The following is a 24,711-nucleotide window of genomic DNA, read 5'->3' on the forward strand; positions in this document are numbered from 1 at the left end:
AAGAATAGGTCTTGCGGCTGACCCGGCTTTTTCTTTATGTGTGTGGATCTCCGGCACTGTCATGGCCTGTCTATAAGTCAGGACTGCTGATAGGTTGTTGCCGTGATCCGATCCTTGGCACAGATGAACATATAATAAATCCCTTCTCCATAGTCCTCAAGCTGTGCCCGGTCCAGTTGGGCGACGAAGCGCATCGGCCGGGAGCAGCAGGGACATGGCGGATATTCGGCATCCTGCACCCAGGTCGGGTGGCCGCCGATTTGCGAAACTGCCGGGTCCAGCGTCCACTGCACGGCGTGGTAGCCGTTGCGCGGTTGAACGGAACAGAACAGTTCCCTGCCGGCTGACAAGAATTCATCCCCATCCTCTTCCGGGGCGATATCCTCCAGATAATCCGGCTTCTCGTTGTGTACACTGAACCGGGGCTCCCCCTGTACATCCAAATCCATATACATAATGCCATAACAGCTGCAATTCACACATGACTCGAGCTTAAGCCGTTCTCCGGCAAGCTCCATCTCTATAATAGAAGGGTGCGCTGTCTCCAGATTTAGGAGTGCAGTCAGGCGGCCGCCGCACCACGGACAGTGCCTGGAGCTCACCATCAGAAATTGTGCCGGATCCTCAGTGTCCCGGCTCCGGTTCAACACACCTGGGATTCTCTCGATGGCGTAAATATGCTCATGGAACAAATTCCGGCGCTCTCCGGCTTCCGTCAGCTCCCAGCCAGCCTCATGAGTATAGCGCTCCGGAAGGACATACAGCTCCTTCGCCCAGTGCGGGGACGTAAGCCGCCACGTGTTAAACTGCTCTACCACCCGCTCATCCCCGATCCAGGCCAACGCCAGCAGCAGATGATTCCGGTTGTCAGGGTCCGTCTCCACCCGTTCCAGCAGCTGATCCCGGATCTCTGACGGAGCATCCTTATACAGAATACCTGCAGTAAACAATTCCCGCCGGACCAATTCCGGCAAACAGGATTCCACCTTTTTATTGCTGAAGCAGACCAGAGATTCCAGAATATCCTGTCCCCTCTCCTCATCCCCCTCCAGCAACAGCTCCAGGGCATAGCTCTCCATACGTTCAGTTTCCTGCTCACTCAAAGAGACATAGAGCTGCTCCTTGTTGAGCGGGTATGGGGTATATTGAATTAAAGGATCATAGGTTCTGGGTCCATGTTTGATCTTCAGAATCTCCACAGGGTCGTTAATCCCCTCATACAAATCCACGTACCTGCGGTGCTGCCCAATATAGGCCTGTCTCTCCCGGCGTGCCTTCTCCTGCTGGCATGGCATGCAGGTTCCGCCTGTTTTCAGAGCTGTCGCCGGCAAAATCATGGCCTTGCATCCCTCGTTCCGGCATGGAACACGTTCTGTCATTCAATCCCCTCCAATGACAAAACTATAGCATAATTCGCTGCCCCCTTTGAAATTTCCTCATAGGAATATGAACGTTCAGTGATCTGTGTGTCTGGTCACAATACCGGGCGGGCTCCAGCTCTTATAGTTAAGATATCTGCCCGCTTTCGGCAGGTTCGTAGTTTTTGGAATAACAGTTCAGTGTAGGAGGTTATATTCATGAAAAGATACATACCCAATCAGCACGGCGCCTGGGCCATGCTCATCCTGCCATTTCTGTTCGGGGTGGCGGCATCCGGGGGACATTACCTGCATATCCCGCTTTTTGTCTGCTGGCTGCTAATCTATTTATTCAGCTTTCCCTTGCTCCAATGGGTAAAAACCAGACGATCTGACAGATACGGTAAACCTGTCCTCATATACGGTGCCTTACTGGTTCCGTTTATCCTTTATATGATCATTTCCGTTCCTAATCTTTTCTGGTTTGCCTTGCCGCTTATCCCGCTGTTTGCCGTTAATGTGTATTTTGCAAAAACCAAAAATGAACGTGCCCTGCTCAATGATATCTCCGCGATCCTGGCCTTTTGTTTAATGGTGTATCCCGTTTTTTATGTGGGTGAAGGGGAAAGCTGGGAAATGGCGACAAGTCTGTTCGTATTGTCTGTGCTTTATTTTATCGGTACCGCGCTTTATGTAAAAACAATCATACGGGAACGCAAGAATCCCTACTATTATTACGCATCTGTCATCTACCATATTATCATGGTGGTGCTGGGACTGCTGTTCTGGCCTGCTGTGGCTGCGGCCCCGCTTGTTGTACTCCTGCTGCGGGCCATCATTCTGCCTAAGACAGGGGTTACCGCCAAGCAGACCGGAATCAGCGAGATCGGTTTCTCAGCCATGTTATATCTTGTAGTTATTTTCTGTATGTAACCGGACGGCAGCTTTGGTGTTTCTTTCTGTTCCCATTTGGGTATTACTGTTAAATACTTAACTGGAAAGGGGACATCATCCATGCCACTGGAATCAGAAGAGAAGAAATTCCTGACCCGGGAGGAAAGTGAACGGATTGGCCGTCAGACCAACGCAGGTTTCGCCCGGGTGGAGCGGACCGAAATCGAGGAAGGCGCCCAGGAAATCCCGACTGCCCCCATCGGTCAGGAGTTAACTGAAGAGGAGATCCGCCGCCGGGTGGGCTCCGGAACTTTGAGTTCGCCAAAGACGATCCGCAGTCAGGTTCCATCAATAGCTAGCTGAATACGATCCGGTAAGCAGCTGCGGATTAGGCGAATCCCTAATCGTTCAGCTTCCTCTACACATAGCGGTTTCTTCTTGAATTATTGAAACTGCCAAAAGACAGCAAAGCCGCGATTCTCCTGTCATTGGAGATTCGCGGCTTTGTGTTTTGGGGGCCAGGGCGGCGTTCTAGCATCAGCTGCACATCCAGGGCCCCCCTTCCGCGCATAACCACCACAGGATGGCCCTTGAGAGGCATTTTTGCCTCTCTTTCCGCCCAAACCGCCTCCGGGCGGCCCACGAGAGGCAATTTTGCCTCTCTTTCCGCCCAAACCGCCTCCAGGCGACCCATGAGAGGCATTTTCGCCTCTCCCTCCGCCCAAACCACCGCTGGTGGGCCCATGAGAGGCATTTTTGCCTCTCCTTCCGCCCAAACCACCGCCGGGCGGCCCACGAGAGGCATTTTTGCCTCTCCTTTCGCCCAAACCGCCTCCGGGCGGCCCACGAGAGGCAATTTTGCCTCTCTTTCCGCCCAAATCGCCTCCGGGCAGCCCATGAGAGGCATTTTTGCCTCTCCTTTCGCCCAAACCACCGTCGGGCGGCCCAGGAGAGGCATTTTTGCCTCTCCCTCCGCCCAAACCACCGTCGGGCGACCCATGAGAGGCATTTTTGCCTCTCCTTTCGCCCAAACCACCGTCGGGCGGCCCAGGAGAGGCATTTTTGCCTCTCCCTCCGCCCAAACCACCGTCGGGCGGCCCGAAAGAAGGCATTTCTCCAGTTGAATTACCTTTTTCCCTCAACTAGAGAAGAGCGCGCAGACTACATCCCTACGAGCATAGCGACCTAAAGACAAACAACGCTCCCTTCACGGAGCGTCTACGCCAAGTGCACACGTAATTCCTGCCTCAAACAACAATGACTGCCCCAAACAGCCATTTCATGGCTTATGGGGCAGTCCCTTAGTTAGTATGATCCGCTCTATTCATCCGTTTAACCGCCGATGTAGGACATGCTGATTCTCTCTTTGGACCGCGCCGTCTCTTCTGTGCGTTCGTCCGAATAGCGGTCAGCACGTTTCTCCCAGACTTCGGTAATCGCGGCCAGTACCGTACGGTCATCCGCACCGCTGCGGATCAGCCCACGCAGGTCAAAGCCCTGCGCGGCAAACAGGCAGGTATAGAATTTCCCGTCGGAGGACAGACGGGCACGGGTGCAGGAGGAGCAGAAGGATTCAGATACGGAAGTAATAAAACCGACTTCGGCGGAGCTGTCCTTGTAGCGGTAACGCTTCGCTACTTCTCCAAAATAGTTGCTGTCCACCGGCAACAGCTCATAGACGCTCTGAAGGCGTTCCAGAATTTCTGCTTTTGGGGTCACTTTTTCAAAGCTCCAGCCATTGCCGTGACCCACATCCATGAACTCAATGAAACGAAGAGTAATCCCGCGTGCCTTGAAATAGGCAGCCATCGGCAGAATCTCCGAATCATTGACCCCTTTTTGCACCACCATATTGACCTTGACCTCAAAACCGACAGCAACGGCATGATCGATCTGCTGCAAAATAAACTCCGGCGCTATTCCCCGCCCGTTCAGCTGCTTAAAAAGTTCGGTATCCAGCGCATCCAGACTAACATTCAGCCGCCGCAAGCCTGCGTCGAACAAAGGCCCGGCCTGTTGCCCAAGGAGTACTCCATTCGTCGTCAAGCCGATGTCCTGCACACCGTAAACGGTGCCAATTGCTGACACAAGCTCCGGAAGGCCTCTGCGCATGAGCGGTTCGCCGCCGGTCAGCCGGATCTTCTCTACGCCCAAAGAGACAAACAGCCTGGTCAGACGGTGAATCTCTTCAAAGGTCAGCAATTCGCTTTTGGGGAGGAATACATAATCATCACCGAATATTTCCTTGGGCATGCAATAGGAACAGCGGAAGTTGCAGCGGTCCGTTACCGAAATCCGCAAATCACGAATGGGTCGCAGCAGTTGATCTTTGGGTGTATGCAAACTCATGCGACTCACCTTTCCTTTCCAGTTGGGCTAACAGGCGGAGATGAACTAACAGCTCTATGTTTTGTTATGCCCGGTGATATCTGTAAACGTGCCTACATACCGGACGTCTTCTCCGCTTTCGTCTTTGACGGCGGCGATATTCAGCCATTGCAGGTATTCTTCGCCGTTTTTGCGCTTGTTCCAGATTTCTCCCTGCCACATGCCTTGTTCCTTGAGCGCCTGCCACATTCCGCGGTAAAAGTCCTTCGGCTGTTTGCCCGACTTCAGGACGCTCGGCTGCTTGCCCAGAACCTCTTGTTCCTCAAACCCGGTCAGTTTCGTAAAGGCGGGATTGACCGCTTTGATGATGCCCTTGGGATCGGTAACGAGAATCCCTTGTCCGGTTGAATTGAACACCTCGGAGGTCAAAGCCAGACGGTCCTGGAAATACAGCCATACCACCAGCACCAGGCTGGCTAGAGCCACTTGGGACAGCAGCATGAAACCAATGGAATACTGGCCGGTAAGCGAATGGATAGCTGAGAGCATAATCGGCGGGAAAAATCCGCCCAGGCCCCCCATCATGGAAACAAATCCGTTGGCAATACCTGCCTGTTTGTTGAAGTACAAGGGCACTAATTTGAATATAACGCCATTCCCAACCCCTGCGCTTACAGCAATCGCCAGACAGCCTGCGGTATACAGGCCCATGGATGGCATAAAAGCCAGAATAATGGCCGCAAAGGTATAAATGGCGAACGTGCCAATCAGAAGGAATAAAGGCTGGAATTTATCCGCCAGCCAGCCGCCGACTGGGCGAAAGAACGTAGCAACCGCAATAAAGCCCGCTGTACGCATCCCTGCATCGACTTTCTCCAATTCAAAATTGGAGACCAGAAAATTCGGCAAATAAATGGTGAAGGCTACAAAGGACCCGAAGGTTATGAAATAGAACAATGAGATCAGCCAGAGCTTCTCATTCTTGATCACCCCTCTGATCTGTTCGACAATCGGTGTCCGTACTTTGGCCTCATGACGGTCTCCGAATAAGAAATTCAAGACAATGAATACAAGCAACAGGATCAGATACAGCTTAACCGTCAAAGACCAGCCAACCTGAGTCGCTACAATCGGTGCCGAAAAGGTAGTGACTGCTGTTCCGAGATTCCCGATTCCGTAAATCCCGTTTACAAAGCCGTGCCGCTCCTTGGGGTAATACTTGGGGAGTGAAGTTACCCCGACGGAAAAGACAGCTCCGCCAATCCCCAGAAACAAACCGCCAATAACCAAATGACTGAAGCTGGAAGCCTCACTTATAAAATAGACGGGAAACAGGAGCAGCACAAAGCTGGCCAGAAAAATAATCCGCGCCCCCAAAAAATTCGCGTAATACCCAAGCGGGATACGCAGGATCGAGCCAAGCACCACCGGAATGGCGGTCACCATGGCCAGTCTCTCTGTGGGGATCTGGATGTCCTCGGTAATAAAGGGCATCAGGGAGGAGAGAAGGACCCACACCATAAAACCAACAATCAAATTCAATGTTTGTAGCGGCAACTGCATCTTTTTAACCATTCAACTCACCTTTCATTTCTGCTGCCGAATGTCTGCATATAACTTCCTGTCCCTATTGTATATGGCCTAATGCCTTCTCAGATATAGGGGAGTCCCCTCTCCCTTACAGGGGAAACCCCGAAAAACAAAAAAACTGCTTCTGTAATAGAAGCAGCTTGCTTGTTTAAGTAATAAGTGTATTTAATTGCTCATTCAGGCGTTTTTGATCCTTGGCGCTTAATTGCTGTTCTGCCATCGGATATATGACCGCTTCCTCTTTTACAAAGTGTACGGTCAATATTTCAAAAGCCTCTCCGGCATCCCGGACCGCTGCTTGGATCGCCATAAGTGGAAGCTGTTCAGGCTCATCATCCGTATGGTGGAGAAAATGGCCGATAAAGGCATCAATTTCTTTGTGTTCTTCCTGGATTCCGACGAGCGGCCCTTGTTCAAATCCTATGTAGGCTCCAAGCATCGGGAAAAAGTATTTCTCTTCTTTCTCTGTATGCTTGTTGAGCGGAATCATAAATTCCCTGATTAGTCTGCGCAGCTCAACGAGCCGCCTGCGGCCTTCGGCCAATGACAGCCCTTCACCTTCGAACCAAAGCACATGGGCATGCCATTCTTGCATCAGATAGGAAAGATAGCGGTGTTCATTCTCCAGCATACGCATGGCGGGCAGGGTAAACTTCAGTTCTCCAAAGGTTGACACGAAAGCTCCCTCCAATCCTCTGTTAAAAATCCAGCAGTTTCTTTCGCAATGCATATTCAACCAGCTCGGGCCGGCTGGCCAAATTCAGCTTTTCCATGATTTTGGATTTGTGGGCTTCCACCGTCTTCACCGAGATAAACAGCTTCTCGGCAATTTCCTTGTTGCCGTAGCCCTTGGCAATGAGCGGCAGGATCTCCAATTCACGTTTGGAAAGCAGCTCAAAGGGATCTTCCGTGTGAACCGTCTTGTCCTTTTTGAAGAATTCGCGGACGAGTGAGGTGGCCATTTTGGGATGGATATAGGTCCCGCCTTGATAAATGGTGCGGATGGCCAGCAGAAGCTCCTCATCGGGTGCGCTTTTCAGCACATAACCGGAGGCTCCATTCTTTAGTACATGGAACAAGTACTCCTCATCATCATGCATGGTCAGAATCAAAATCTTGGTGTTCGGGTAATCCTCCTTGATCTTGCCGGTGGCGATCAGCCCGCTTTCTCCCGGCGGCATACTGAGGTCCATAATAAGTATATCCGGCCGGTGTTTGGCCACCATGGCATAGGCCTCAATCCCGTCAGCCGCTGCCCCGATGACTTCAATGTCATCCTGAAAGTTCAGGATCATCGAGAACCCGCTGCGCACAATCGCATGGTCGTCCGCTATCACTACCTTCATCCTGAGTTTACGCCTCCTCTTTATGCTCTCCGACAGGAACCCGCAAGAGGACTTTTGTACCTTTGCCGACATTTGAAATCAGACTGAAGCTTCCGCCAACCAGTTCTGCCCGTTCCTGCATGCCGTACAAGCCAAGACCCGTTCCTTCCGGCTCATCCTCCGGATCAAAACCGATCCCTTCGTCTTCCACAGTCAGCTGCAGCATATCTTTCTCCTCTAACAATGTCACTTTTACGGTATCTACCTGTGCATACTTTAAAGCATTCAGCAGGGCTTCCTGGCAGACCCTGTAGATTACGGTCTCTATTTCGTTGCTGTAGCGCTTCTCGGAAAGGCAGGATTCGTATTCGATCACCAGACCGTAATTCTGCTCCACCCGTTTGAAATGGGAACGGAAAGCGGCCTCCAGCCCCAGATCATCCAGTGCAGCCGGGCGCAGCTCCACCGAAAGGTTGCGGATGTCCTGAAGCAGCCGGGTCATCAGGGCCTCGGTCTGCTTCATTTTTTTGAGCAGCTGGTCATCGGCCGTCATGTATTTAAGCACCCGAAGATCCACTACGGCGCTCATCAATTCCTGGGCCACACTGTCGTGAAGCTCACGGGAGATCCGTTTGCGCTCATTCTCCTGCGCTTCCATCACATGCTTCATCATCTTGTTCTGGTACAGCTTCTCCTGTGTCTTGAACTGTCTTGTCAAATCCCTCAGCATGAATACACGGATGCTGTTCTCCTGATCGATTAAATGCAGAGAGGCGGCATAGGGAATAATTCCTTTATCCTTAGTCTCCAGATACACTTGAAAAGAGGGGATGTCCTCCATATCCGAGGAACTGAAATAACAGTTGAGACAGGTCCGAAGCTCTGTCTCACTGGTATATCCTCTGCAGGTTCCGCATAAGGCATGGGAGTTCCCTTGGTACAGCTGCCGCAGGATATCGCTATCTACAATATCCTCGGCAGCCGGATTCATCGCAAGGGCCTGCCCCTCTTTATCAAAGAAGAATATGGCTTCCGTGCTGTTCTCAAACAGCTTCGTCATCAATGAACCCAATTGATCTGTACCTGCAGGCATCATCAACTTAGCAACAGTTCCTTCCCGTTCAAGTCTCCAATTCCTTTTTGCGCATAATTCTTCAACTCTTCAAGCCGTTCTTCATTCACTTGCAATCCGCTGCGGAATCCTCCAAGTAGTACACCGGCAACACGGGCATCATTCCACAGCGGCACGGCTCCAATACTGGCCAGTTCTTCCGATTTGATAATCGGATACTTGAACAAATGGTTAAGTCCCACCTGATTTCGAACGGAAGAGAGCAGTAACGGCTTTCCGGTCTTGAACACTAGTCCCGCGATACCCCTGCCGGACCGGAGCACAATCCGTTTGAAGCGGTCATTCAAATTGCCGGAGGCATATTTCCATTTGATCACATAATCGAATTCTGCCGATTCAACAAGTGCAAGCGCCATGAAATCATAACCCAAAACGTTACGGATTTGGTCCAGTTCAAGCTGGTAATCCACCTTATTCTTCATCGTTCGATCTCCTAATTGAACAGGAACAGAAGATCTGGTCTTCCTTCCTTTATTTCGATTTGTTTCTTCTATATAGAATATAGCTTCTGCCCACATAATTCAACGGGACACTCCATACATGCACAAGCCGGGTGAATGGCCAGAAGGCAAAAATGGCAAAACCGGTAAGCGCATGGAGCTTAAAGGAGAATGGCACATCTGTCATGAGCGACGGGTCCGGCCGCAAAATAAACAAGCCGCGGAACCAAATGGAAATGGAGGATCTGTAATCAAATTCCGGCTGCACTGCATTCGTTACGAGTGTGGCATAAAGGCCCATAAAAACAATAAACAGCAGGAGGACATTGACCGCCAAATCGGAAGCCGAGCTGAGGCGGCGCACATTGCGGATCGTGAACCGGCGCGAGGTCAGGATGAGCATGCCCAGCAGCGTAACCACGCCAAAGATCCCGCCAACATAAACTGCACCGATGTGATACAGATGGTCATTGACTCCCAGAGCCCTCATCCAGGATTTCGGAATGCCGAGCCCGGCCACATGGCCAAAAACAACCGGGATAATCCCGAGGTGGAACAGCAGACTTCCGACCATCAGCTGTTTTTTCTCAATGAACTCACTGGATTTGGCTGTCCAATGGAACTGATCACGCCGGTAGCGGAAAATATGTCCCACAATAAAAATAACAATACACATGTAAGGGAAAATAACCCATAGAAATTGATCGACCATCCTCATTGGTTGAGGGCCCCCTGTTCTCTGCAAACTTTAAAGGTTTCGCGCAGTCCCTGCACCAGTTCAGCATAGGGGCTTTCATTTTTCTTCAGTGCCTGGAGCAGATGATAGGTGCCATCCTCCAGCACGGCGAGCAGCATCCGGAAATTCTCGGGAGCCCGCGGGTCCCCCTTCCACTCCGCTGCATACAGGAACTCGCACATAAGCGGAAGGAAATCCGGCAGCTCGCCTTCAGGCATTTCAAGGCCAAACATTTCATACAGCACTTTCATCTTCGCCAGCAGCTGCCCCCGTTCTTTGGCATCCTCAAATTTAAAATAAGTCATATACAGGGCGCAGTCCTTCTGGAAATCAAAGGTTTCGGTATATAACTCCTGGATATCTTCCAGGCTGAACTCCTGCATTAGCGACCAGTATTTATTGACATTCGGCAGAGACGGATGCCCTTCTCCGAAGGCATCCTCCAGACAAGCCGGATGAAAATCCAGCTTTTCCGGGTACATCAGCTGCCTGGCGTAGAACCCGAATGACGGCTTGTAATCGTAGAGCTTATTTAAATCAATCACGCCAAATCCCTCCGTAGAAGTTCTCTTCGTACATCTCCTTGCCGGTCTTGGGTTTGGTGTCCATCACGTTGGCAGGTCCGCAGCCATCACAGCCGGAGCCCCCCATATCTCCCATAAGATCCCCGTATCCGGCAGAGCCTTGGGCACGATATGGGTTCATTTGCTGCTCCTTATGCGAAGTCGGAATGACGAACCGGTCTTCATACTTGGCAATAGCCAGCAGCCGGTACATCTGCTCCGTCTGCCGGGCAGTCAGCCCCACCCGTTCCAGACGGCTGTGGTCGAATTCCTTGCCCGTTTGTACAGCACGCATATAGGAGCGCATCATCGCCATCCGCTGCAGAGCTTCCTTCACAGTCTGCGTATCCCCCGCCGTAAGCATATTGGCCAGGTACTGAATCGGTGTACGCATCTCTTCAATCGCCGGGAAAATCATATCCGGATTGTTCAGGGAATCCTTCCCTTCAAAATAATTCATGATCGGGCTAAGCGGCGGCACATACCACACCATCGGCAGCGTCCGGTATTCCGGATGCAGCGGGAATGCCAGCTTATGCTCGATCGCCAGCTTGTAGACCGGGGAATTCTGCGCCGCTTCAATCCAGTCTTCCGAAATGCCGTCTTTACGGGCCTGTGCAATCACTTCCGGATCATTCGGGTCCATGAACAGGTCGCATTGGGCTTTGTACAGATCCTTTTCATCCGGTGTGGAGGCCGCTTCAAGCACCTTGTCCGCGTCATACAGCAAAACGCCCAGATAGCGGATACGTCCCGTGCAGGTTTCGGAGCAGACCGTAGGCAGGCCCGCTTCTACACGAGGAAAGCAGAACGTACATTTTTCCGCTTTGTTGGTCTGCCAGTTGAAGTAGACCTTCTTGTAAGGACAGCCAGTCATGCAGTAACGCCAGCCGCGGCAAGCTTCCTGATCGACAAGGACGATTCCGTCCTCTTCCCGTTTGTACATGGCCCCGGATGGGCAGGAGGCGACACAACTGGGATTCAGACAGTGTTCGCAGAGGCGCGGAAGATAGACCATAAAGGACTGCTCAAAGTTGAACTTGATCTCTTCCTCAATCTTCTGGATGTTCGGATCAAGCGGTCCGGTAACATGCGCCCCGGCCAGATCATCTTCCCAGTTCGGGCCCCACTCCAGATCCATCTTCTCTCCGGTTACAGCCGAATGCGCTCTTGCAACCGGTGAATGTTTTTGTTCACCGGCATTCGTCAGATGCTCATAATTGTAAGTCCAGGGCTCATAATAATCCTTCATCTCCGGCATATCAGGGTTATAGAAGATTTTCCCTAGCGCCACCTTGGACAATTTGTTGCCGGACTTCAGTTCCAGTTTTCCTTTACGGAGCTGCCAGCCGCCTTTATAGAGCTCCTGGTCCTCCCAGCGTTTCGGATAGCCAATCCCCGGCTTGGTCTCAACGTTATTGAACCACATGTATTCTGCGCCTTTGCGGTTGGTCCATGTTGTTTTGCAGGTCACACTGCAGGTATGACAGCCGATACATTTGTCCAGGTTCATTACCATTGCTACTTGCGCTTTAATTTTCAAGCCAGTTGACCTCCTTCATTTTGCGTACAGCCACATATACATCCCTCTGGTTGCCGATCGGGCCGTAATAATTGAAACCATAGCTAAGCTGGGCATATCCGCCAACCATCTGCGTCGGCTTCAGATGAATCCGGGTCGGGGCATTATGGCTTCCGCCGCGCGTATCCGTGATTTCGGAGCCGGGCACCTGAATGTGCTTGTCCTGAGCGTGATACATAAACATCGTGCCTCTTGGCATTCTGTGGCTGACCACCGCCCGGGCAGTGACCACACCATTGCGGTTATAAACTTCCAGCCAGTCATTATCGGCAATGTCATGCGCAGCCGCATCATCATTGTTGATCCATACGGTAGGCCCGCCGCGGAACAGCGTCAGCATATGCTGATTGTCCTGATAGGTGGAATGGATATTCCATTTGCCATGCGGCGTTAAATAACGGAGGACCAGCGAATCCTGGCCGCCCTTCACTTCCCTGTCGCTTGGGCCGAAGACCATCGGCGGCAAAGTCGGTTTGTAGATAGGCAGCGATTCCCCGAACTGCAGGAAAATCTCATGATCAATATAGAAATGTTGTCTCCCCGTCAACGTGCGGAACGGAACGAGCCGTTCGATGTTCGTTGTAAACGGCGAGTAGCGGCGGCCCTGCTTGTTCGAACCGCTGAATACCGGGGTCGGAATCACTTCCCGCGGCTGGGCTGTAATGCTTTGGAACGTTATTTTCTCCGCAGCCCGTTCTGCCGAAATATCACATAGCACCACACCGGAATCCTTCTCTGCCTGCGCATAGGCCTTTTGGGATAAACGGCCGTTGGTGGCTGAGGACAGATGCAGAATGGTATCTGCGACCTGGCGGGCGGTTTGAATCTTGGGCAGTCCGTTTTTGATCGATTCATCATAATAAGTCCCGTTGATTCGTTTCAATTCCTCATATTCCTCGGCAACCGAAAAGCTGATGCCGTGCGCTCCCGCTTTGCCCACAACCAGATTTGGTCCAAGCGAGATATATTTATCGTAAATTTTGGTATAGTCGCGTTCGACAATGCTGAGATTTGGCATCGTTTTGCCGGGAATCGCTTCGATCTCTCCTTTGGACCAATCCTTCACCAACCCCATGGACTGCGAAATCTCGCCGATGCTGTCATGAGCCAGCGGGGATGCGACCAGATCTTTATACACACCGGGAAGGTGCTCCTTGGCCAGCTCCGAGAAGATCTCGGACAGACGGCGGTAAATATCCCAATCGGAACGGGATTCCCATAACGGATTGACTGCCGGATTAAAGGGATGCACAAACGGATGCATGTCCGTGGACGACAAATCGGTCTTTTCGTACCAGGTTGCCGCCGGAAGTACAATATCCGCATACAGTGGAGTGGTAGTCATCCGGAAATCCAGAGCCACCATCAGATCCAGCTTGCCTTCCACATCCTCACGCCAGACGATCTCCTCCGGCTTCTGATCCACATTCGGCTCGGCCAGCAGTCCGTCGGAAGCTCCAAGCAAGTGTTTCATAAAATACTCCTGCCCTTTGGCCGAGCTGGAAATCAGATTGGAACGCCAAATGAATAAGGAACGCGGGAAATTTTCGGGTGCTCCAGGGTCTTCCACGGCAAACCGGGTCTTCTGCGATTTCAGTTCCTCCAGCGTGTGGCTGACGATCTCTTCATTGGTCTTCTTTCCTTGCTGTGCAGCTTCTTCAGCGAATAACAGGCTGTTCTTGTTGAACTGCGGGAAGGATGGCAACCAGCCGAGCCGCGCTGCCAGAACGTTATAGTCGGCTGGATGCTGATAGGCAACCTCTCCGCCGGTTGGCGACTTCAAGCTGTCTGTCCCGCTTTCCTCATACCTCCACTGCTCTGTGGCAAAATAAAAGAAGGAGGTCGCATTTTGCAGCCGGGCCGGACCTTGCCAATCTTTGGCGAAAGCTATGGTCGACCAGCCTTCGATTGGACGGAGTTTCTCTTGGCCTACATAATGCGCCCAGCCCCCGCCGTTCACTCCTTGCGAGGCAGTCAGAATCACCAGGTTCAGGATCGAACGGTAGATGGTGTCACTGTTGAACCAGTGATTGATTCCGGCGCCCATAATAATCATGGAACGGCCGCCCGTGTCAATGGAGTTCTGGGCAAATTCGCGGGCAATCTGCACCAGGACGCTTGGTTTCACACCCGTAATTTTTTCCTGCCAGGCAGGGGTGTAATGGGAGGTCTCATCATAATAGTCCTTGGCGTTGTATGGGCTGTTCGTGCGCGCCACACCGTACTGGCTCATCATCAAATCATAGACTGTCGCAACATACCGCTCCGAACCGTCCGCCAGCTGCACCTTCATAACCGGGATGGTCCGCTTGAATGTCCCGTTTCCGGCATTGTCAAAGTACGGGAAGACGATCTCTTCCCACTGCGGGGTGTAAGCCTCCACCGACAGCGCCGGCTCCACTTTGGTCCCGTCTTCCCGCTCCAGAATCAGGTTCCATTTCTTCCCTTCTTCCCAGCGCTGGCCCATTGTGCCGTTCGGGATCATCAGCTCTCCGGCCGCCTCGTCATAAATGACTGGCTTCCATTCCGCATGCGGGGAGTTATCGCCGAGGTCGCTCGCCCGGAGGAAACGTCCGCCCTTGAGAACATCCTCATGCGGCTCCAGCAGAATCATAAACGGCATATCTGTAAATTGCTTCGCATAATTGATGAACATCGGTTCCTGCCGGTCTTTGTAGAATTCATCCAGAATGACATGCGTCATGGCCTGGGCCACGGCAGCATCAGTACCCGGGTTCGGGGCTAGCCAGTTGTCGGCGAACTTGACGTTCTCCGCCAAATCCGGGGCCACCGATACCACTTTGGTTCCTTTGTAACGCACTTCTGTCATGAAATGGGCATCCGGTGTCCGTGTCAACGGCACATTCGAACCCCACATAATCAGATAACCGGCATTGTACCAGTCGGAGGATTCGGGTACATCCGTCTGTTCCCCCCAAATCTGCGGCGAGGCCGGCGGCAGATCCGCATACCAGTCATAAAAGCTCAGCATCTGGCCGCCCAGCAGCGAAATGAATCTCGCTCCCGAGGCATAGCTGACCATCGACATGGCCGGAATCGGCGTGAAGCCGGCGATCCGGTCAGGACCGTATTTGCGTATGGTATAAATCAATTGGGCCGAGATCAGGCGCAGCGCATCATCCCAGTTCACACGGATATGCCCGCCTTTTCCGCGCGCCGATTTATACAGCTTGGCTTTCTCGGGATCTTCAACAATGCTGGCCCAGGCGTCAACCAGATTGTCATGCTCCGCAACAGCCGCTGTCCACAGCCGCCACAGCTTCCCTCTCATATAGGGATATTTCACACGCAGCGGACTGTATTCATACCAGGAGAACGTCGCTCCCCGCGGGCAACCCCGGGGTTCAAACTCCGGCATGTCCGGTCCGCATGAGGGATAATCGATCTGCTGGTTCTCCCAGGTGATGATCCCGTTCTTCACGAACACCTTCCAGCTGCAGGAACCGGTACAATTCACGCCGTGCGTTGTGCGGACTACCTTGTCATGCGACCAGCGCTGGCGGTACATGTTCTCCCAATCTCTGCTTTTTTCCTCAAGAATCGACCAATTTCCCGAATAGCTCTCGATCGGTTTAAAAAAGTTGAGACCGTATTTCTTTTTCATTGATTGCGAACACTCCTTTTCAAAATGAAGGACATGGATGGGTCTCCACCTGCTAAATTAATTTTTAATTACTTTTATTATGGAGGTCCAACGCATTTGTTCCCATTAGGGAATGTCCTATAGTAGCACGGGAAATCCCTTGATCTGTCGCGAGAAAACGCGGCGCCGGGCGCTGTGGCGGCAAATGCTCCGTCAGCAGGAGCCATGAGCCCTCAGGGAGTTCCCTCTTTTGTGGAAGAGGATGTCCTAACCCCGGAAACCCTTGCTTTCTTGTGTGGTATACTGAGTGAAAAACCGGAGAGGATGAAGCTGTATGGCAGGACCATCACTGCGGCAATTGCATGCCCATCATGCCATTCATGAAGGAGGGCTGTCGGGTGCTGTCACAAAAACCGAAGAAATGGAAGAGTTGCTCGAAATGAAGGAATTTGAAGTGGCGCGCCAGGCGGCCGACCATTTGATCGATTATTGGGAGACCCGGATATTAAGCCATGCCGATGCGGAAGAAGACGGATTCTATCAGGAAATGGTCGAGGGCAATCCCGATTTGGCAGGCGCAGTAGCCAAGCTTACGCGGGACCACGATATCCTCCGGACGATCGTGGCTGATATCAAAGTCAGGATCAAGGAAACCGGCTTGTCGCCGGAGGTTCTTCAGCAGTTCCACGCGCTTCTGGTCGTCAACGCCATCCACAGCCGGGATGAAGAACGCCTTCTGTTTGAACAGCCCGTCCAGAAACGGCAGGTCTGATATAGACAACAACAAACAACCAGCCAGTCCCCCAAACGGAGACTGGCTGGTTGTTTGTTGTTATGAAAAACAGCTATATTAAGGGCTGCAGGTTCTCCCCCGGCTGCAGAAGCCCCTGCAGCTCATGTTTGTTCGCAAGTAAATCTTGAAGTGTATATTCGCCAAGCACCTGGAGATACGCTTGAAGCGCCCGGCCCAGCACTCCCTTAAGACCACAGACCGGTGCAATCGGACAACTGTTCCCCGCAGGGTTAAAACATTCAACCAGATGGAAATCATCCTCCATCCGGCGGATCACCTCGCCAATATTGATCGCTTCGGGTGCAGAGGCCAGCCGGATGCCGCCCCCCCGTCCCCTAACCGTCTCAATATAACCCGCCTTGCCCAGCTCATGGGACACCTTCATCAAATGGTTCTTGGAAATATGGTAGGCTTCCGCAATCTCCTGGATCGTAGACAGCTCGCTCTGCGCTTTCGCCCCGAGGTAAAGGAGAATCCGCAAGGAAAAATCGGTGTACATGGTAAGTCTCATTTAATATTCACCTCAAAATCATAGTATATGATCTTTATTACATGTCGATAGTGATAATATGTCCATTTTGTTAAAGTGGTATTTTAAATATATCTTTTACGTAAAGATCAGTATATATTAGATTCATAAATCGAGAGGGAGTGATTCACATTTTATCGCAAAGAACCAGAGACATTGTCAAATCCACAGCCCCGGTGCTGGAACAACATGGTACAACTATTACAACGGTGTTTTACCGGAATATGTTTGAGGCCCATCCTGAGCTGCTGAATATTTTTAATCACGCCAACCAATCCCAGGGCCGCCAACAGACCGCTCTCGCCAATGCGGTGTATGCCGCGGCTGTTCACATCGATAATCTGGAGAACATCCTTCCGGCAGTAGTACAGATTGCAAACAAACACGTCAGTCTCGGGATCAAGCCTGAGCATTATCCGATTGTCGGCAAATATCTGCTCGGAGCCATTAAGGAAGTTCTCGGCGACGCGGCAACGGATGAGATTCTGGATGCCTGGAAAGAAGCTTACGGCGTTATTGCAGATGCCTTCATCGGCGTTGAAGCGAACATGTACAAAGAAGCACGCGAGCAGGAGAACGGCTGGAACTTCTTCAAACCGTTTATTGTTGCGCGGAAGGTACAAGAAAGCGATATCATTACCTCCTTTTATCTGAAGCCGGCAGACCACTCCAATGTTCCTGCCTATCAAGCCGGTCAGTATATCTCTCTTCGCGTCTCCATCCCGGGTGAGAAATATACCATGATCCGCCAGTACAGCTTGTCCCAGGCCTCCAAGCCGGATGAATTCCGTATTTCTGTGAAACGCGAAGCGGACAATGACCCGAACGGCATGGTTTCGGTCTACCTGCACAATCAGGTAAATGAAGGCGATACGGTTGAGGTTAGCCCTCCTGCCGGCGAATTCGTGCTAGATGCGACCAAAACTACACCTGTAGCCTTTATTTCAGGCGGTGTCGGCATCACACCGATGATCAGTATGCTGGGTACTGTGGCCACAGCAACCCCAGAGCGCCCTACGGTATTTCTGCATGCTGCACGCAATGAGTCGCTTGCCGCTTTCCGTGCAGATGTGGAGAACCATGCAACATCCATGAGCAATCTGAAACATCAAATCTTCTATGCGACTGAGCCGAATGGTTTCATTACTCAGGAAGTACTGGAATCTTATGTTGATACCACAGGAGATGCCTATGTATGCGGTCCGGTTCCATTCATGGAAGCGATGATCCGCAGCCTGAGAGCCCTGGGCATGAAGGAAGAACAGATTCATTATGAGTTCTTTGGTCCTGCCATTCAGATTTCAGAATAGCTATATAAGATGAACTTAAGAGGCTAACTTAAGCTTCAATCGTCACTACGGTGAATGTTTGGACTTCCGGCCGCTGCCCGTCTTCAAATTTCTTCAATTTAACCCCTATCTATGGTTGAAATTCGAAGACAGCTTATGCTTACGATGCGAGCTTTCCTCCGGAAAGCTTTCGGGCGGTCGCTATCGCTCCTACAGTTCCAAACTTCCCCTTTCCTCCTTTTCGCCTTTTGTTATTTTCTTTTGTTCAGCTTATATAACCCCAAAAACTAACAGAGAAGCAGGCGACTCTCCCGGCACGGAGAATCGCCTGTTTTCTTGTTGCTTCTCGAGTCCTTCCAGTCTTGCGGCGTACCGGAGGTGTTCAGCTTCCCCGCAAACGGAGGTTCCTCAACCACTGCCGGAAACTCCTGATAGCCGAACAGCAGATTCTCGTGAATGCCGATGATCTCATACCAAGAAAAACTTTGATTATTTTTTCTTTGTTTTGTCAGTGGCTGTCTCATACATACTGATATATTCCTCAACCGTGATCTTTCCGCTTAACTCGCCAATAAGATCATACGGAATGCTGCCAACCTTCTTGAAACGAACACAGGATTTACCCATATCGAGCTTCGTCTGAACATGCTTCGGATATTCTCCCAGAAACCATTCCAGGAGCTCGGGGTACATATACAGTCCTAAATGGTAAAGCGCGATGAAGTTCTTCTGGGAAGCTATGCTAATAAAGGGCAGCGGCTGCTGCGGATTAACATGATATCCCGGCGGATACAGGGAGTGGGGCACCACATAAGTCAGCATTCCGTAGGACATGGTTTCCTGATAACCTGCCGGGAGCTTGTCCTTGATCGTGCGCCTGAGCTTCTCCATGGCTTCCTTTCGTTCTTCCGGCAACTGGCTTATGTACTCTTCCGGGCTGTCGGCTTCGTATTTCATTCTGTTTCCTCCATTCGTGGCTGCACTACTGCAAATTATAAATAACTTTCAATCCAGATTCCACTTCTCCTTGTTCGGCTGGGGCCCGATGCCCGCTTCAATACGCTCAAGCTCCGTGAGCAGCTCTTCAAACCAGTTCCTGGCATAGGTATGGGATTGAATTCCATAGTCCAGGGTCTTGATCTGATAAGAAAAAATCTCTTGATAGGGTGCCTGAACCTCCAATTTCCGGTAAGCCTCATCCATTTCCTGAAGCTCGGCCACCGCTCGCTGGATCTGCTCAATGATCTTCCGGATAATAGCCTGTTTGTTCTCAGATCCATCGATCAGCCCCAAAAAAAACACCTTCGACAAAGCGGTTGATTCCAGTCTGCTGGCAGGAAGCTCCGCTCCCATCCATTCTATAAAGGTCTCTCTCCCCTTATCGGTAATACAATAAACCTTCTTATTCCGTCCCTGATCCACCTGTTCTTCAAACTCAATGTTGCCTTGATTCACTAATTTCTTCAGAGCTGTTTGCAGGCTGCCGTAGCTGGCGCTATAAAATAAAGCAATTCCCTGTTGAAATGCCTTATTGAGTTCATACAGGGTCTGACTTTTCAGAATCAATAAACCGAGCACCACATATTCCATTGCTGTAATCTCCCTTTTCTGCATTGACTTCAGTCTTGTCTATACATTACTCTTAGGTATATATCTAATAGTAACATCTATTCCTTTCAGATTCCACTTTCCTTAGGAGGGTACGCAGGATGCCAACGGTTTATATTGTATTCATCAGTGCGGGATTGCTTTTCTTGCTGCTTTATGTAGTATATCGAGTATCTTCCAAGCCGATAACTACGGAGGAAGCCAAGGCGCATCTGGACTCGTATTTTACGAAGCTGCTCCACCAAAGCCGCCAGCAGACCGGTCTTCAGGTTCTTGTGGAAAGCAAGGGATTCCATTACAGCTTCACCGCCGGCAGTATTTCTGCCGGGAATGGGGCAACAATCGCACCGAATCAGCCCTTCCACACAGCCAGCATTGGAAAGGTATTTACCGCTGTGTTAATTATGAAACTGGCCGAACAAGGACAGCTTTCGATTCACGATCCCCTTACTGCGTATTTGCCCGGCACCGCACTAACCAATCTTTTTGTATATAAAGGCACTGATTATGCGGAACAAGTCACCCTCAAGCAGCTTCTGGGACACACCTCCGGTGTAGCCGACTATTTGGAGGATCCTGTCAGCGGCTCCCCTGCCTTCCTGGAACTCCTCGTCTCCAATCCCGGCCGGTTCTGGACACCGGATCAGCTGGTTGATTTCACCAGACAACACCAACAGGCCACCGGAATTCCGGGTACCCGTTATCATTACTCCGATACCGGATACATTTTGCTCGGCCAAATTATTGAAGCGGTTACCGGCGCATCCTTCAGTGCTAATCTCCACAAAGAGATCTTTGGCCCTTTACAGATGGATGATTCCTATCTCATGTTCTATTCTGAACCCCACAATCAGCCTAAACTGCAAATTCAGGATATTTGGTTGAATGGCACAGAAATCAGCACTTATCAAAGCCTAAGCTGTGACTGGGCCGGCGGAGGAATCATCACCACACCCAAGGATCTTATGATCTTTCAAAAGAAGCTCCGAAACGGACAGCTTCTCCGCCCTGATTCGCTGCGGGAAATGGAATCCTTCAGCCATAAATTCCGTACAGGCCTCCATTATGGTCTCGGTATGATGGAGGTTCGTTTCGAGGAATTCTTTTTTATGCTAAAGGGACTGCCTCGTCTCAAGGGGCATATCGGCATTCTGGCCACCCATATGTTCAGCTACCCGGATAGCGACACTCACATCGTCATGAATTTCGGATCAACTGCCGCTATGGTCCGAAGTTTTAAGGCATTAATTGAGATTGTTAATACTCTTAAAAAAATCCGTTCCGTTGACATCTGACGCACCCAAATTGCCAGGCAAGCGCCAATTTGGGTGCGTCAGATAACAATATTTATAAATAAGAGGGAGTCCCGGCAGCCATTTTCAGCTTTGGGGACTCCCTCAATACTTTATTTTTTCACCAGTGATCTGCGCAAAAGAAACAGAAAAAATGGAGCGCCAAGCAGCGTGGTGACTGCCCCGACCGGCAGACCTGTCAGATGATTCTCCATGCCTGGAAGTGGAAGCCTGAGGGTGACGCTTTGTCCGATCCAGTCGGACACCAGAAGTAACAGGGCCGAGAACAACGCACTGACCGGAAACAAAAACAGGGGTTTTCTTCCCACGAGCAATGAAGCAATATGCGGTCCGATCAGTCCGATAAAACCAATTGCGCCTACTACCGAGACAGAAGCTGCCGTTAAGACCGAGGCAATGATAAGCAGCATGAACCGTGAACGGTTAACGGCAAGGCCTAACCCGGTTGCGGTATGATCTCCCAGCTGAAGCAGTTCAGCCTTGCGCGCATAGACCATAGACAGAAACAGCCCCAGCACAGTCCACGGCCAGAGCACAGCCCAACTGCTCCAGCCCCGCCCGTTCAGGGAACCAAAGGTCCACAAAAAAATGGTGGACAACCCCTGCTGTCCCTGAAGAAGAAATAGGGAGACCGCCGACTGCAAAATCGCCGTCACGATGACACCAATTAGAGCCAGCCGCGTTCCGTTGCCGGAGTGCCCGGCATTCAGTGCATTCACCAGCAGCACTGCACCAAGCCCTCCGATCAAGGCGACAAAGGTCAGCGGTACAGCCTTGACTAGAGTATCTGTAGCGAAGCTGATCCAGAGCACGGCTGCCAGTACAGCTCCCGAAGATGCCCCCACAAGTCCAGGCTCTACAAGCGGATTACGCATGACCACCTGCAAGATGGCGCCGGCTGTACCCAGCATCAGGCCAGCAGCGATGGCAATCAAGGCTCGCGGCAGCCGCAAATTCCAGACGATATGACGAAAGCCCTCCTCAGCGCCTTGATTGAACAATGCCCGCAGAACTTCTTCGGGCGTCAATACCGTTTTCCCAAGTCCAATATGCAGGACGAATAACAAAATGATGCCCAGCAGAAGGAAAAAGACCGTCCCTGTCAATCTTTTGCCCCGATCGGCCGCCAGGCTCCTCCACTTACTCATTCTTCCCCCCTCCTTGCCGCTTCACAAACAGCATCAGAAACAATCCGCCGCCCAGCAGCGTGGTCCATACCCCAACTGGAATTTCCAAGGGATAGAACAGCAAACGGGCTACCGTATCTGCCGCCACCAGCAGTACACCCCCGGCTAACACGGCTAACGGCAGGACCTGGCGTGTATCCAGTGTTCCCAGCATGGAGCGGACGAGATGGGGCGCAATTAAGGCGATGTACCCGATAGGACCACATTGGGCAACCGTTATGGCCACCAATCCCGTACATACGGCAAGTATAAGAATACGTGCCCGAAGAGCTTTTACCCCCAGCCCCGAGGCTGCTTCATCACCTAGCTGCAGCAAATTAAGCGTGCGGGTGAACAAGAAGGCGATCGGCAGCACGATAAAGGTCCACGGCAGCATACGAATGACATGCTCCCAGCTGCGGTTGGCCAGCGAGCCGAGCAAGTAGGTGTAGAGAAGATTGACGTCATTGCTTGTCGCCAGCGCAATCAGAACAATGAGCAGTCCGTTTAGAATAGCGGATACAGACATGCCGATCAGAAGCATGCCTGCCGTACCGCGGCTGCCCCTTGCCGACAGCACGACACAAAGACCGCCGGCAAGACCGCCGAATAAGGCAATTACCGGATGTATAATGACTGCAACCGGCAAATGCAGCACGGTAACTGCAGCCATCGCAAGCGAAGCTCCCGAAGATACACCCAGCAGCTCGGGCCCTGCCAGCTTGTTGTTCATTGCAGCCTGCATAAGGGTGCCTGCAGCCCCAAGCATCATACCGACAAGCAGCCCTAGTATGATACGGGGAATTCTCATCTCCCAAATCACTGTAAGCTGCAGTTCACTGCCTGTCCGGAACAAAATAATGCCCGCCAGTTCCTGCAAGGATATTTCCGGTGCGCCTGAGCTTACATTAATGATTGCTGCCGCTGCCAGCAGCGAGCCGAATATAAAAATCGGAAGAAGAAAACTTCTTCTTCCGATCATGGGCAGCTGTTGTTCTGCTCGCATAGGTTTCACTGCCTCCTAGAACAGATCCGGGTATAAGGCTGCCAGTGATTCGTCCAAGAGAATACCGAGCGAACGGGTACCGCGACCGTCTCCCCAGATGGGAGAACGGACTTCGATCACTTGTTGTTCCTTAACGGCCTTAAGCTTGCTCCATAACGGCAACTCCCCCATTTGCTCGGACAAGGTCTTGGTACCCGGGCTGTAGGAATAGCTTTCTACAAAAATCACATCCGGGTCCTCTTCCAGCAGTTTCTCCAGTGAATACTGAACACTGCCTTCCCCATAGGGATCTTCGGACGGATCATTAACCTTAAAGGGGTAATTGCTTACTTCCTTCAGTACGGAGCCGCCAAGACCACTGTCGGTTACAATGGAGAAATTGACATCGGAGCCATACATAATAAGTGCCTTTTTGTCCTTGGGCACCTTCTGTTTCGCCTCATCCAACTTGTCCAGAAACTTCTCTGCCGCCGCCTTAGCTTCGGCGGTTTTTCCAGTAAGCTTCCCAATCGTTTCCAGAACGGCAAGGGAATCTGTATACGTCTTGGGCCCAGCCAAATAAACGGGTGCCACACCTGTCAGCCCTTCACGCAAGGCATCGTGTACTCCAAGCAGACCAATGACTAGATCAGGCTTCACTGTTACGATATCCTCCAGATTCGGTTCAAAAAAGCTGCCGCCAATCGACGCGAAAGCTTGTCCTTTATCCCCGTAGAACTCGTCCTCAGTGGCAATGGTGCGCACACCACTCTCTGCAATCGCAATCGGCTCAAGACCAAGCTCTGCCAATATATCCACGCAAAGGGAGACCACGCAGGCTACCTTCTCTACTTTCGTACTGAATTCAAGCTCCGCTCCTGACGCATCAACAATTTGGTGCGGCTCGAATGAATCCGCCGGTGCTTCCGCAGCTGATTGGGTTGCCGCCGGCTCCGGCTGTTGCGTAGCTGCCGCCTCTTCATCTGCCGTATTGCCACATGCAGTAATTAACATGGCAACAGTCAGCAGCATGCTGATAACAAGCCTTTTCGTACTCTTCATTGTGTTAAAACTCCTTGTCTGCAACTTAATAGTAATCATTACGTTTAGAGTATATCAGAAACATTACGATTTGAATACTATTGAGTTCAAGCATACCCGCAGTCAAGAAGCGCTGATCCTCACCATACGCCTCGCATAAACATCACAGTCAAAATCCCCGTCAGCCATAAGATCCTTGATGCTCTCATCCCTGTGGTGGGGAGAAACCGGCAGCACGCCCAGAATATGATATCCGCCGTGTGACGCCCCTCCTCCATCCCCGCCTTTGGCAATACAAGGGGCATCGACAAGCTCATAAATATAGGGATCATAAGCAATATTTTACACTCCCACAGCTAAAGCAGTGGGATTCTCGGGTGATTAAGTCGAAGTGCATTTCTGCTATCGAAGTATGACCCCAAGATTGGGCTGTGC

General features: G+C 51.4%; 23 protein-coding genes. 5 read left to right on the plus strand and 18 right to left on the minus strand.

All coding sequences use genetic code 11. From position 1 onward, the window contains the following. Positions 1 to 77: 77 nt before the first annotated feature. Positions 78 to 1,379, minus strand: coding sequence for a YwqG family protein (locus IEY53_RS27145; RefSeq protein ID WP_189030571.1), 1,302 nt, complete (start codon positions 1,377 to 1,379; stop codon positions 78 to 80). A 198-nt stretch (positions 1,380 to 1,577) separates the two neighbouring features. On the opposite strand from IEY53_RS27145, the gene IEY53_RS27150 reads away from it, so the two are divergent. Beyond that, positions 1,578 to 2,291 carry a YwiC-like family protein gene (locus tag IEY53_RS27150; RefSeq protein WP_189030572.1) on the plus strand — a complete coding sequence of 238 codons (714 nt, stop codon included), beginning with the start codon at positions 1,578 to 1,580 and terminating at the stop codon, positions 2,289 to 2,291. Between the two features lie 81 nt (positions 2,292 to 2,372). Next, positions 2,373 to 2,615, plus strand: coding sequence for a hypothetical protein (locus tag IEY53_RS27155; RefSeq protein ID WP_229696384.1), 243 nt, complete (start codon positions 2,373 to 2,375; stop codon positions 2,613 to 2,615). A gap of 969 nt (positions 2,616 to 3,584) precedes the next feature. On the opposite strand, the gene moaA is transcribed toward IEY53_RS27155, so the two are convergent. From moaA to IEY53_RS27205, 10 genes are all read right to left on the minus strand, one after another. Then, the gene (gene moaA / locus IEY53_RS27160; RefSeq protein WP_189030573.1) at positions 3,585 to 4,601 is read right to left on the minus strand and encodes a GTP 3',8-cyclase MoaA; all 1,017 of its coding nucleotides are present in this window, start codon (positions 4,599 to 4,601) and stop codon (positions 3,585 to 3,587) included. Between the two features lie 54 nt (positions 4,602 to 4,655). Continuing rightward, positions 4,656 to 6,155: an MFS transporter gene (locus IEY53_RS27165; RefSeq protein ID WP_189030574.1), complete on the minus strand. Its 1,500-nt coding sequence runs from the start codon at positions 6,153 to 6,155 to the stop codon at positions 4,656 to 4,658. Between the two features lie 163 nt (positions 6,156 to 6,318). After that, the gene (locus tag IEY53_RS27170) at positions 6,319 to 6,846 is read right to left on the minus strand and encodes a hemerythrin domain-containing protein (RefSeq protein ID WP_229696385.1); all 528 of its coding nucleotides are present in this window, start codon (positions 6,844 to 6,846) and stop codon (positions 6,319 to 6,321) included. Between the two features lie 22 nt (positions 6,847 to 6,868). Continuing rightward, positions 6,869 to 7,516, minus strand: a complete 648-nt coding sequence (locus tag IEY53_RS27175; protein WP_189030577.1) for a response regulator transcription factor — start codon at positions 7,514 to 7,516, stop codon at positions 6,869 to 6,871. 7 nt (positions 7,517 to 7,523) lie between these two features. Next, positions 7,524 to 8,588 (minus strand): sensor histidine kinase, encoded by a 1,065-nt coding sequence (locus IEY53_RS27180; protein WP_229696386.1) that lies wholly within the window; start codon positions 8,586 to 8,588, stop codon positions 7,524 to 7,526. Positions 8,589 to 8,590: 2 nt separating this feature from the next. Beyond that, on the minus strand, positions 8,591 to 9,049 hold the full coding sequence (locus IEY53_RS27185) for a GAF domain-containing protein (RefSeq protein ID WP_189030581.1): 459 nt from the start codon (positions 9,047 to 9,049) through the stop codon (positions 8,591 to 8,593). Positions 9,050 to 9,098: 49 nt separating this feature from the next. Continuing rightward, the gene (gene narI, locus IEY53_RS27190; protein WP_189030613.1) at positions 9,099 to 9,779 is read right to left on the minus strand and encodes a respiratory nitrate reductase subunit gamma; all 681 of its coding nucleotides are present in this window, start codon (positions 9,777 to 9,779) and stop codon (positions 9,099 to 9,101) included. Between the two features lie 2 nt (positions 9,780 to 9,781). After that, on the minus strand, positions 9,782 to 10,348 hold the full coding sequence (narJ, locus tag IEY53_RS27195) for a nitrate reductase molybdenum cofactor assembly chaperone (RefSeq protein WP_189030583.1): 567 nt from the start codon (positions 10,346 to 10,348) through the stop codon (positions 9,782 to 9,784). Further along, positions 10,341 to 11,909, minus strand: a complete 1,569-nt coding sequence (narH, locus tag IEY53_RS27200; protein ID WP_189030585.1) for a nitrate reductase subunit beta — start codon at positions 11,907 to 11,909, stop codon at positions 10,341 to 10,343. The genes narJ and narH overlap by 8 nt, the downstream gene beginning before the upstream one ends. After that, positions 11,899 to 15,573 carry a nitrate reductase subunit alpha gene (locus tag IEY53_RS27205; RefSeq protein ID WP_189030588.1) on the minus strand — a complete coding sequence of 1,225 codons (3,675 nt, stop codon included), beginning with the start codon at positions 15,571 to 15,573 and terminating at the stop codon, positions 11,899 to 11,901. The genes narH and IEY53_RS27205 overlap by 11 nt, the downstream gene beginning before the upstream one ends. Before the next feature lie 313 nt (positions 15,574 to 15,886). Here IEY53_RS27205 and IEY53_RS27210 point away from each other — a divergent pair, with 313 nt between their 5' ends. After that, positions 15,887 to 16,324: a hemerythrin domain-containing protein gene (locus IEY53_RS27210; protein ID WP_189030590.1), complete on the plus strand. Its 438-nt coding sequence runs from the start codon at positions 15,887 to 15,889 to the stop codon at positions 16,322 to 16,324. A gap of 73 nt (positions 16,325 to 16,397) precedes the next feature. Here the strand turns inward: IEY53_RS27210 and IEY53_RS27215 are convergent, their stop codons facing one another. Then, the gene (locus IEY53_RS27215) at positions 16,398 to 16,856 is read right to left on the minus strand and encodes an RrF2 family transcriptional regulator (RefSeq protein WP_189030592.1); all 459 of its coding nucleotides are present in this window, start codon (positions 16,854 to 16,856) and stop codon (positions 16,398 to 16,400) included. A gap of 149 nt (positions 16,857 to 17,005) precedes the next feature. Between IEY53_RS27215 and hmpA the strand changes: the two genes are divergently transcribed. Beyond that, positions 17,006 to 18,184, plus strand: a complete 1,179-nt coding sequence (hmpA, locus tag IEY53_RS27220) for an NO-inducible flavohemoprotein (protein ID WP_189030614.1) — start codon at positions 17,006 to 17,008, stop codon at positions 18,182 to 18,184. A gap of 266 nt (positions 18,185 to 18,450) precedes the next feature. On the opposite strand, the gene IEY53_RS27225 is transcribed toward hmpA, so the two are convergent. The 3 genes from IEY53_RS27225 to IEY53_RS27235 are packed head-to-tail and all read right to left on the minus strand — an operon-like array spanning position 18,451 to position 19,753. After that, the gene (locus IEY53_RS27225; protein ID WP_189030594.1) at positions 18,451 to 18,687 is read right to left on the minus strand and encodes a hypothetical protein; all 237 of its coding nucleotides are present in this window, start codon (positions 18,685 to 18,687) and stop codon (positions 18,451 to 18,453) included. Further along, complete coding sequence (locus IEY53_RS27230; protein ID WP_189030596.1) at positions 18,653 to 19,120, minus strand: DUF1801 domain-containing protein; 468 nt, start codon at positions 19,118 to 19,120, stop codon at positions 18,653 to 18,655. The genes IEY53_RS27225 and IEY53_RS27230 overlap by 35 nt, the downstream gene beginning before the upstream one ends. Positions 19,121 to 19,168: 48 nt before the next feature. Beyond that, a complete protein-coding gene (locus IEY53_RS27235) occupies positions 19,169 to 19,753 on the minus strand; it encodes a PadR family transcriptional regulator (RefSeq protein WP_189030598.1) in 585 nt (194 codons plus the stop codon). 119 nt (positions 19,754 to 19,872) lie between these two features. Here IEY53_RS27235 and IEY53_RS27240 point away from each other — a divergent pair, with 119 nt between their 5' ends. Continuing rightward, positions 19,873 to 21,066: a serine hydrolase domain-containing protein gene (locus tag IEY53_RS27240; RefSeq protein ID WP_189030600.1), complete on the plus strand. Its 1,194-nt coding sequence runs from the start codon at positions 19,873 to 19,875 to the stop codon at positions 21,064 to 21,066. A gap of 110 nt (positions 21,067 to 21,176) precedes the next feature. On the opposite strand, the gene IEY53_RS27245 is transcribed toward IEY53_RS27240, so the two are convergent. From IEY53_RS27245 to IEY53_RS27255, 3 genes are read right to left on the minus strand one after another with little or no spacing between them, the layout of a single operon-like run. Then, positions 21,177 to 22,232, minus strand: a complete 1,056-nt coding sequence (locus tag IEY53_RS27245) for a FecCD family ABC transporter permease (RefSeq protein WP_189030602.1) — start codon at positions 22,230 to 22,232, stop codon at positions 21,177 to 21,179. Then, positions 22,225 to 23,256, minus strand: coding sequence for a FecCD family ABC transporter permease (locus IEY53_RS27250; protein WP_229696387.1), 1,032 nt, complete (start codon positions 23,254 to 23,256; stop codon positions 22,225 to 22,227). Before IEY53_RS27250 ends, IEY53_RS27245 begins: the two co-directional genes overlap by 8 nt. A 15-nt stretch (positions 23,257 to 23,271) precedes the next feature. After that, the gene (locus IEY53_RS27255; RefSeq protein ID WP_189030604.1) at positions 23,272 to 24,297 is read right to left on the minus strand and encodes an ABC transporter substrate-binding protein; all 1,026 of its coding nucleotides are present in this window, start codon (positions 24,295 to 24,297) and stop codon (positions 23,272 to 23,274) included. Positions 24,298 to 24,711 lie beyond the last annotated feature (414 nt).

Source organism: Paenibacillus albidus (genome assembly GCF_014644435.1).
In the GTDB taxonomy this organism is placed as follows: Bacteria; Bacillota; Bacilli; order Paenibacillales; family Paenibacillaceae; genus Paenibacillus_AQ; species Paenibacillus_AQ albidus.

What these genes read in the sequence shown, in the direction of transcription:
- IEY53_RS27145 (WP_189030571.1), bottom strand. Translation starts at nt 1,379, where the DNA reads ATGACAGAACGTGTTCCATGCCGGAACGAGGGATGCAAGGCCATGATT.
- IEY53_RS27150 (WP_189030572.1), top strand. Translation starts at nt 1,578, where the DNA reads ATGAAAAGATACATACCCAATCAGCACGGCGCCTGGGCCATGCTCATC.
- IEY53_RS27155 (WP_229696384.1), top strand. Translation starts at nt 2,373, where the DNA reads ATGCCACTGGAATCAGAAGAGAAGAAATTCCTGACCCGGGAGGAAAGT.
- moaA (WP_189030573.1), bottom strand. Translation starts at nt 4,601, where the DNA reads ATGAGTTTGCATACACCCAAAGATCAACTGCTGCGACCCATTCGTGAT.
- IEY53_RS27165 (WP_189030574.1), bottom strand. Translation starts at nt 6,155, where the DNA reads ATGGTTAAAAAGATGCAGTTGCCGCTACAAACATTGAATTTGATTGTT.
- IEY53_RS27175 (WP_189030577.1), bottom strand. Translation starts at nt 7,516, where the DNA reads ATGAAGGTAGTGATAGCGGACGACCATGCGATTGTGCGCAGCGGGTTC.
- IEY53_RS27180 (WP_229696386.1), bottom strand. Translation starts at nt 8,588, where the DNA reads ATGCCTGCAGGTACAGATCAATTGGGTTCATTGATGACGAAGCTGTTT.
- IEY53_RS27185 (WP_189030581.1), bottom strand. Translation starts at nt 9,049, where the DNA reads ATGAAGAATAAGGTGGATTACCAGCTTGAACTGGACCAAATCCGTAAC.
- narI (WP_189030613.1), bottom strand. Translation starts at nt 9,779, where the DNA reads ATGGTCGATCAATTTCTATGGGTTATTTTCCCTTACATGTGTATTGTT.
- IEY53_RS27205 (WP_189030588.1), bottom strand. Translation starts at nt 15,573, where the DNA reads ATGAAAAAGAAATACGGTCTCAACTTTTTTAAACCGATCGAGAGCTAT.
- IEY53_RS27210 (WP_189030590.1), top strand. Translation starts at nt 15,887, where the DNA reads ATGGCAGGACCATCACTGCGGCAATTGCATGCCCATCATGCCATTCAT.
- IEY53_RS27215 (WP_189030592.1), bottom strand. Translation starts at nt 16,856, where the DNA reads ATGAGACTTACCATGTACACCGATTTTTCCTTGCGGATTCTCCTTTAC.
- IEY53_RS27225 (WP_189030594.1), bottom strand. Translation starts at nt 18,687, where the DNA reads ATGAGACAGCCACTGACAAAACAAAGAAAAAATAATCAAAGTTTTTCT.
- IEY53_RS27230 (WP_189030596.1), bottom strand. Translation starts at nt 19,120, where the DNA reads ATGAAATACGAAGCCGACAGCCCGGAAGAGTACATAAGCCAGTTGCCG.
- IEY53_RS27235 (WP_189030598.1), bottom strand. Translation starts at nt 19,753, where the DNA reads ATGGAATATGTGGTGCTCGGTTTATTGATTCTGAAAAGTCAGACCCTG.
- IEY53_RS27240 (WP_189030600.1), top strand. Translation starts at nt 19,873, where the DNA reads ATGCCAACGGTTTATATTGTATTCATCAGTGCGGGATTGCTTTTCTTG.
- IEY53_RS27245 (WP_189030602.1), bottom strand. Translation starts at nt 22,232, where the DNA reads ATGAGTAAGTGGAGGAGCCTGGCGGCCGATCGGGGCAAAAGATTGACA.
- IEY53_RS27250 (WP_229696387.1), bottom strand. Translation starts at nt 23,256, where the DNA reads ATGCGAGCAGAACAACAGCTGCCCATGATCGGAAGAAGAAGTTTTCTT.
- IEY53_RS27255 (WP_189030604.1), bottom strand. Translation starts at nt 24,297, where the DNA reads ATGAAGAGTACGAAAAGGCTTGTTATCAGCATGCTGCTGACTGTTGCC.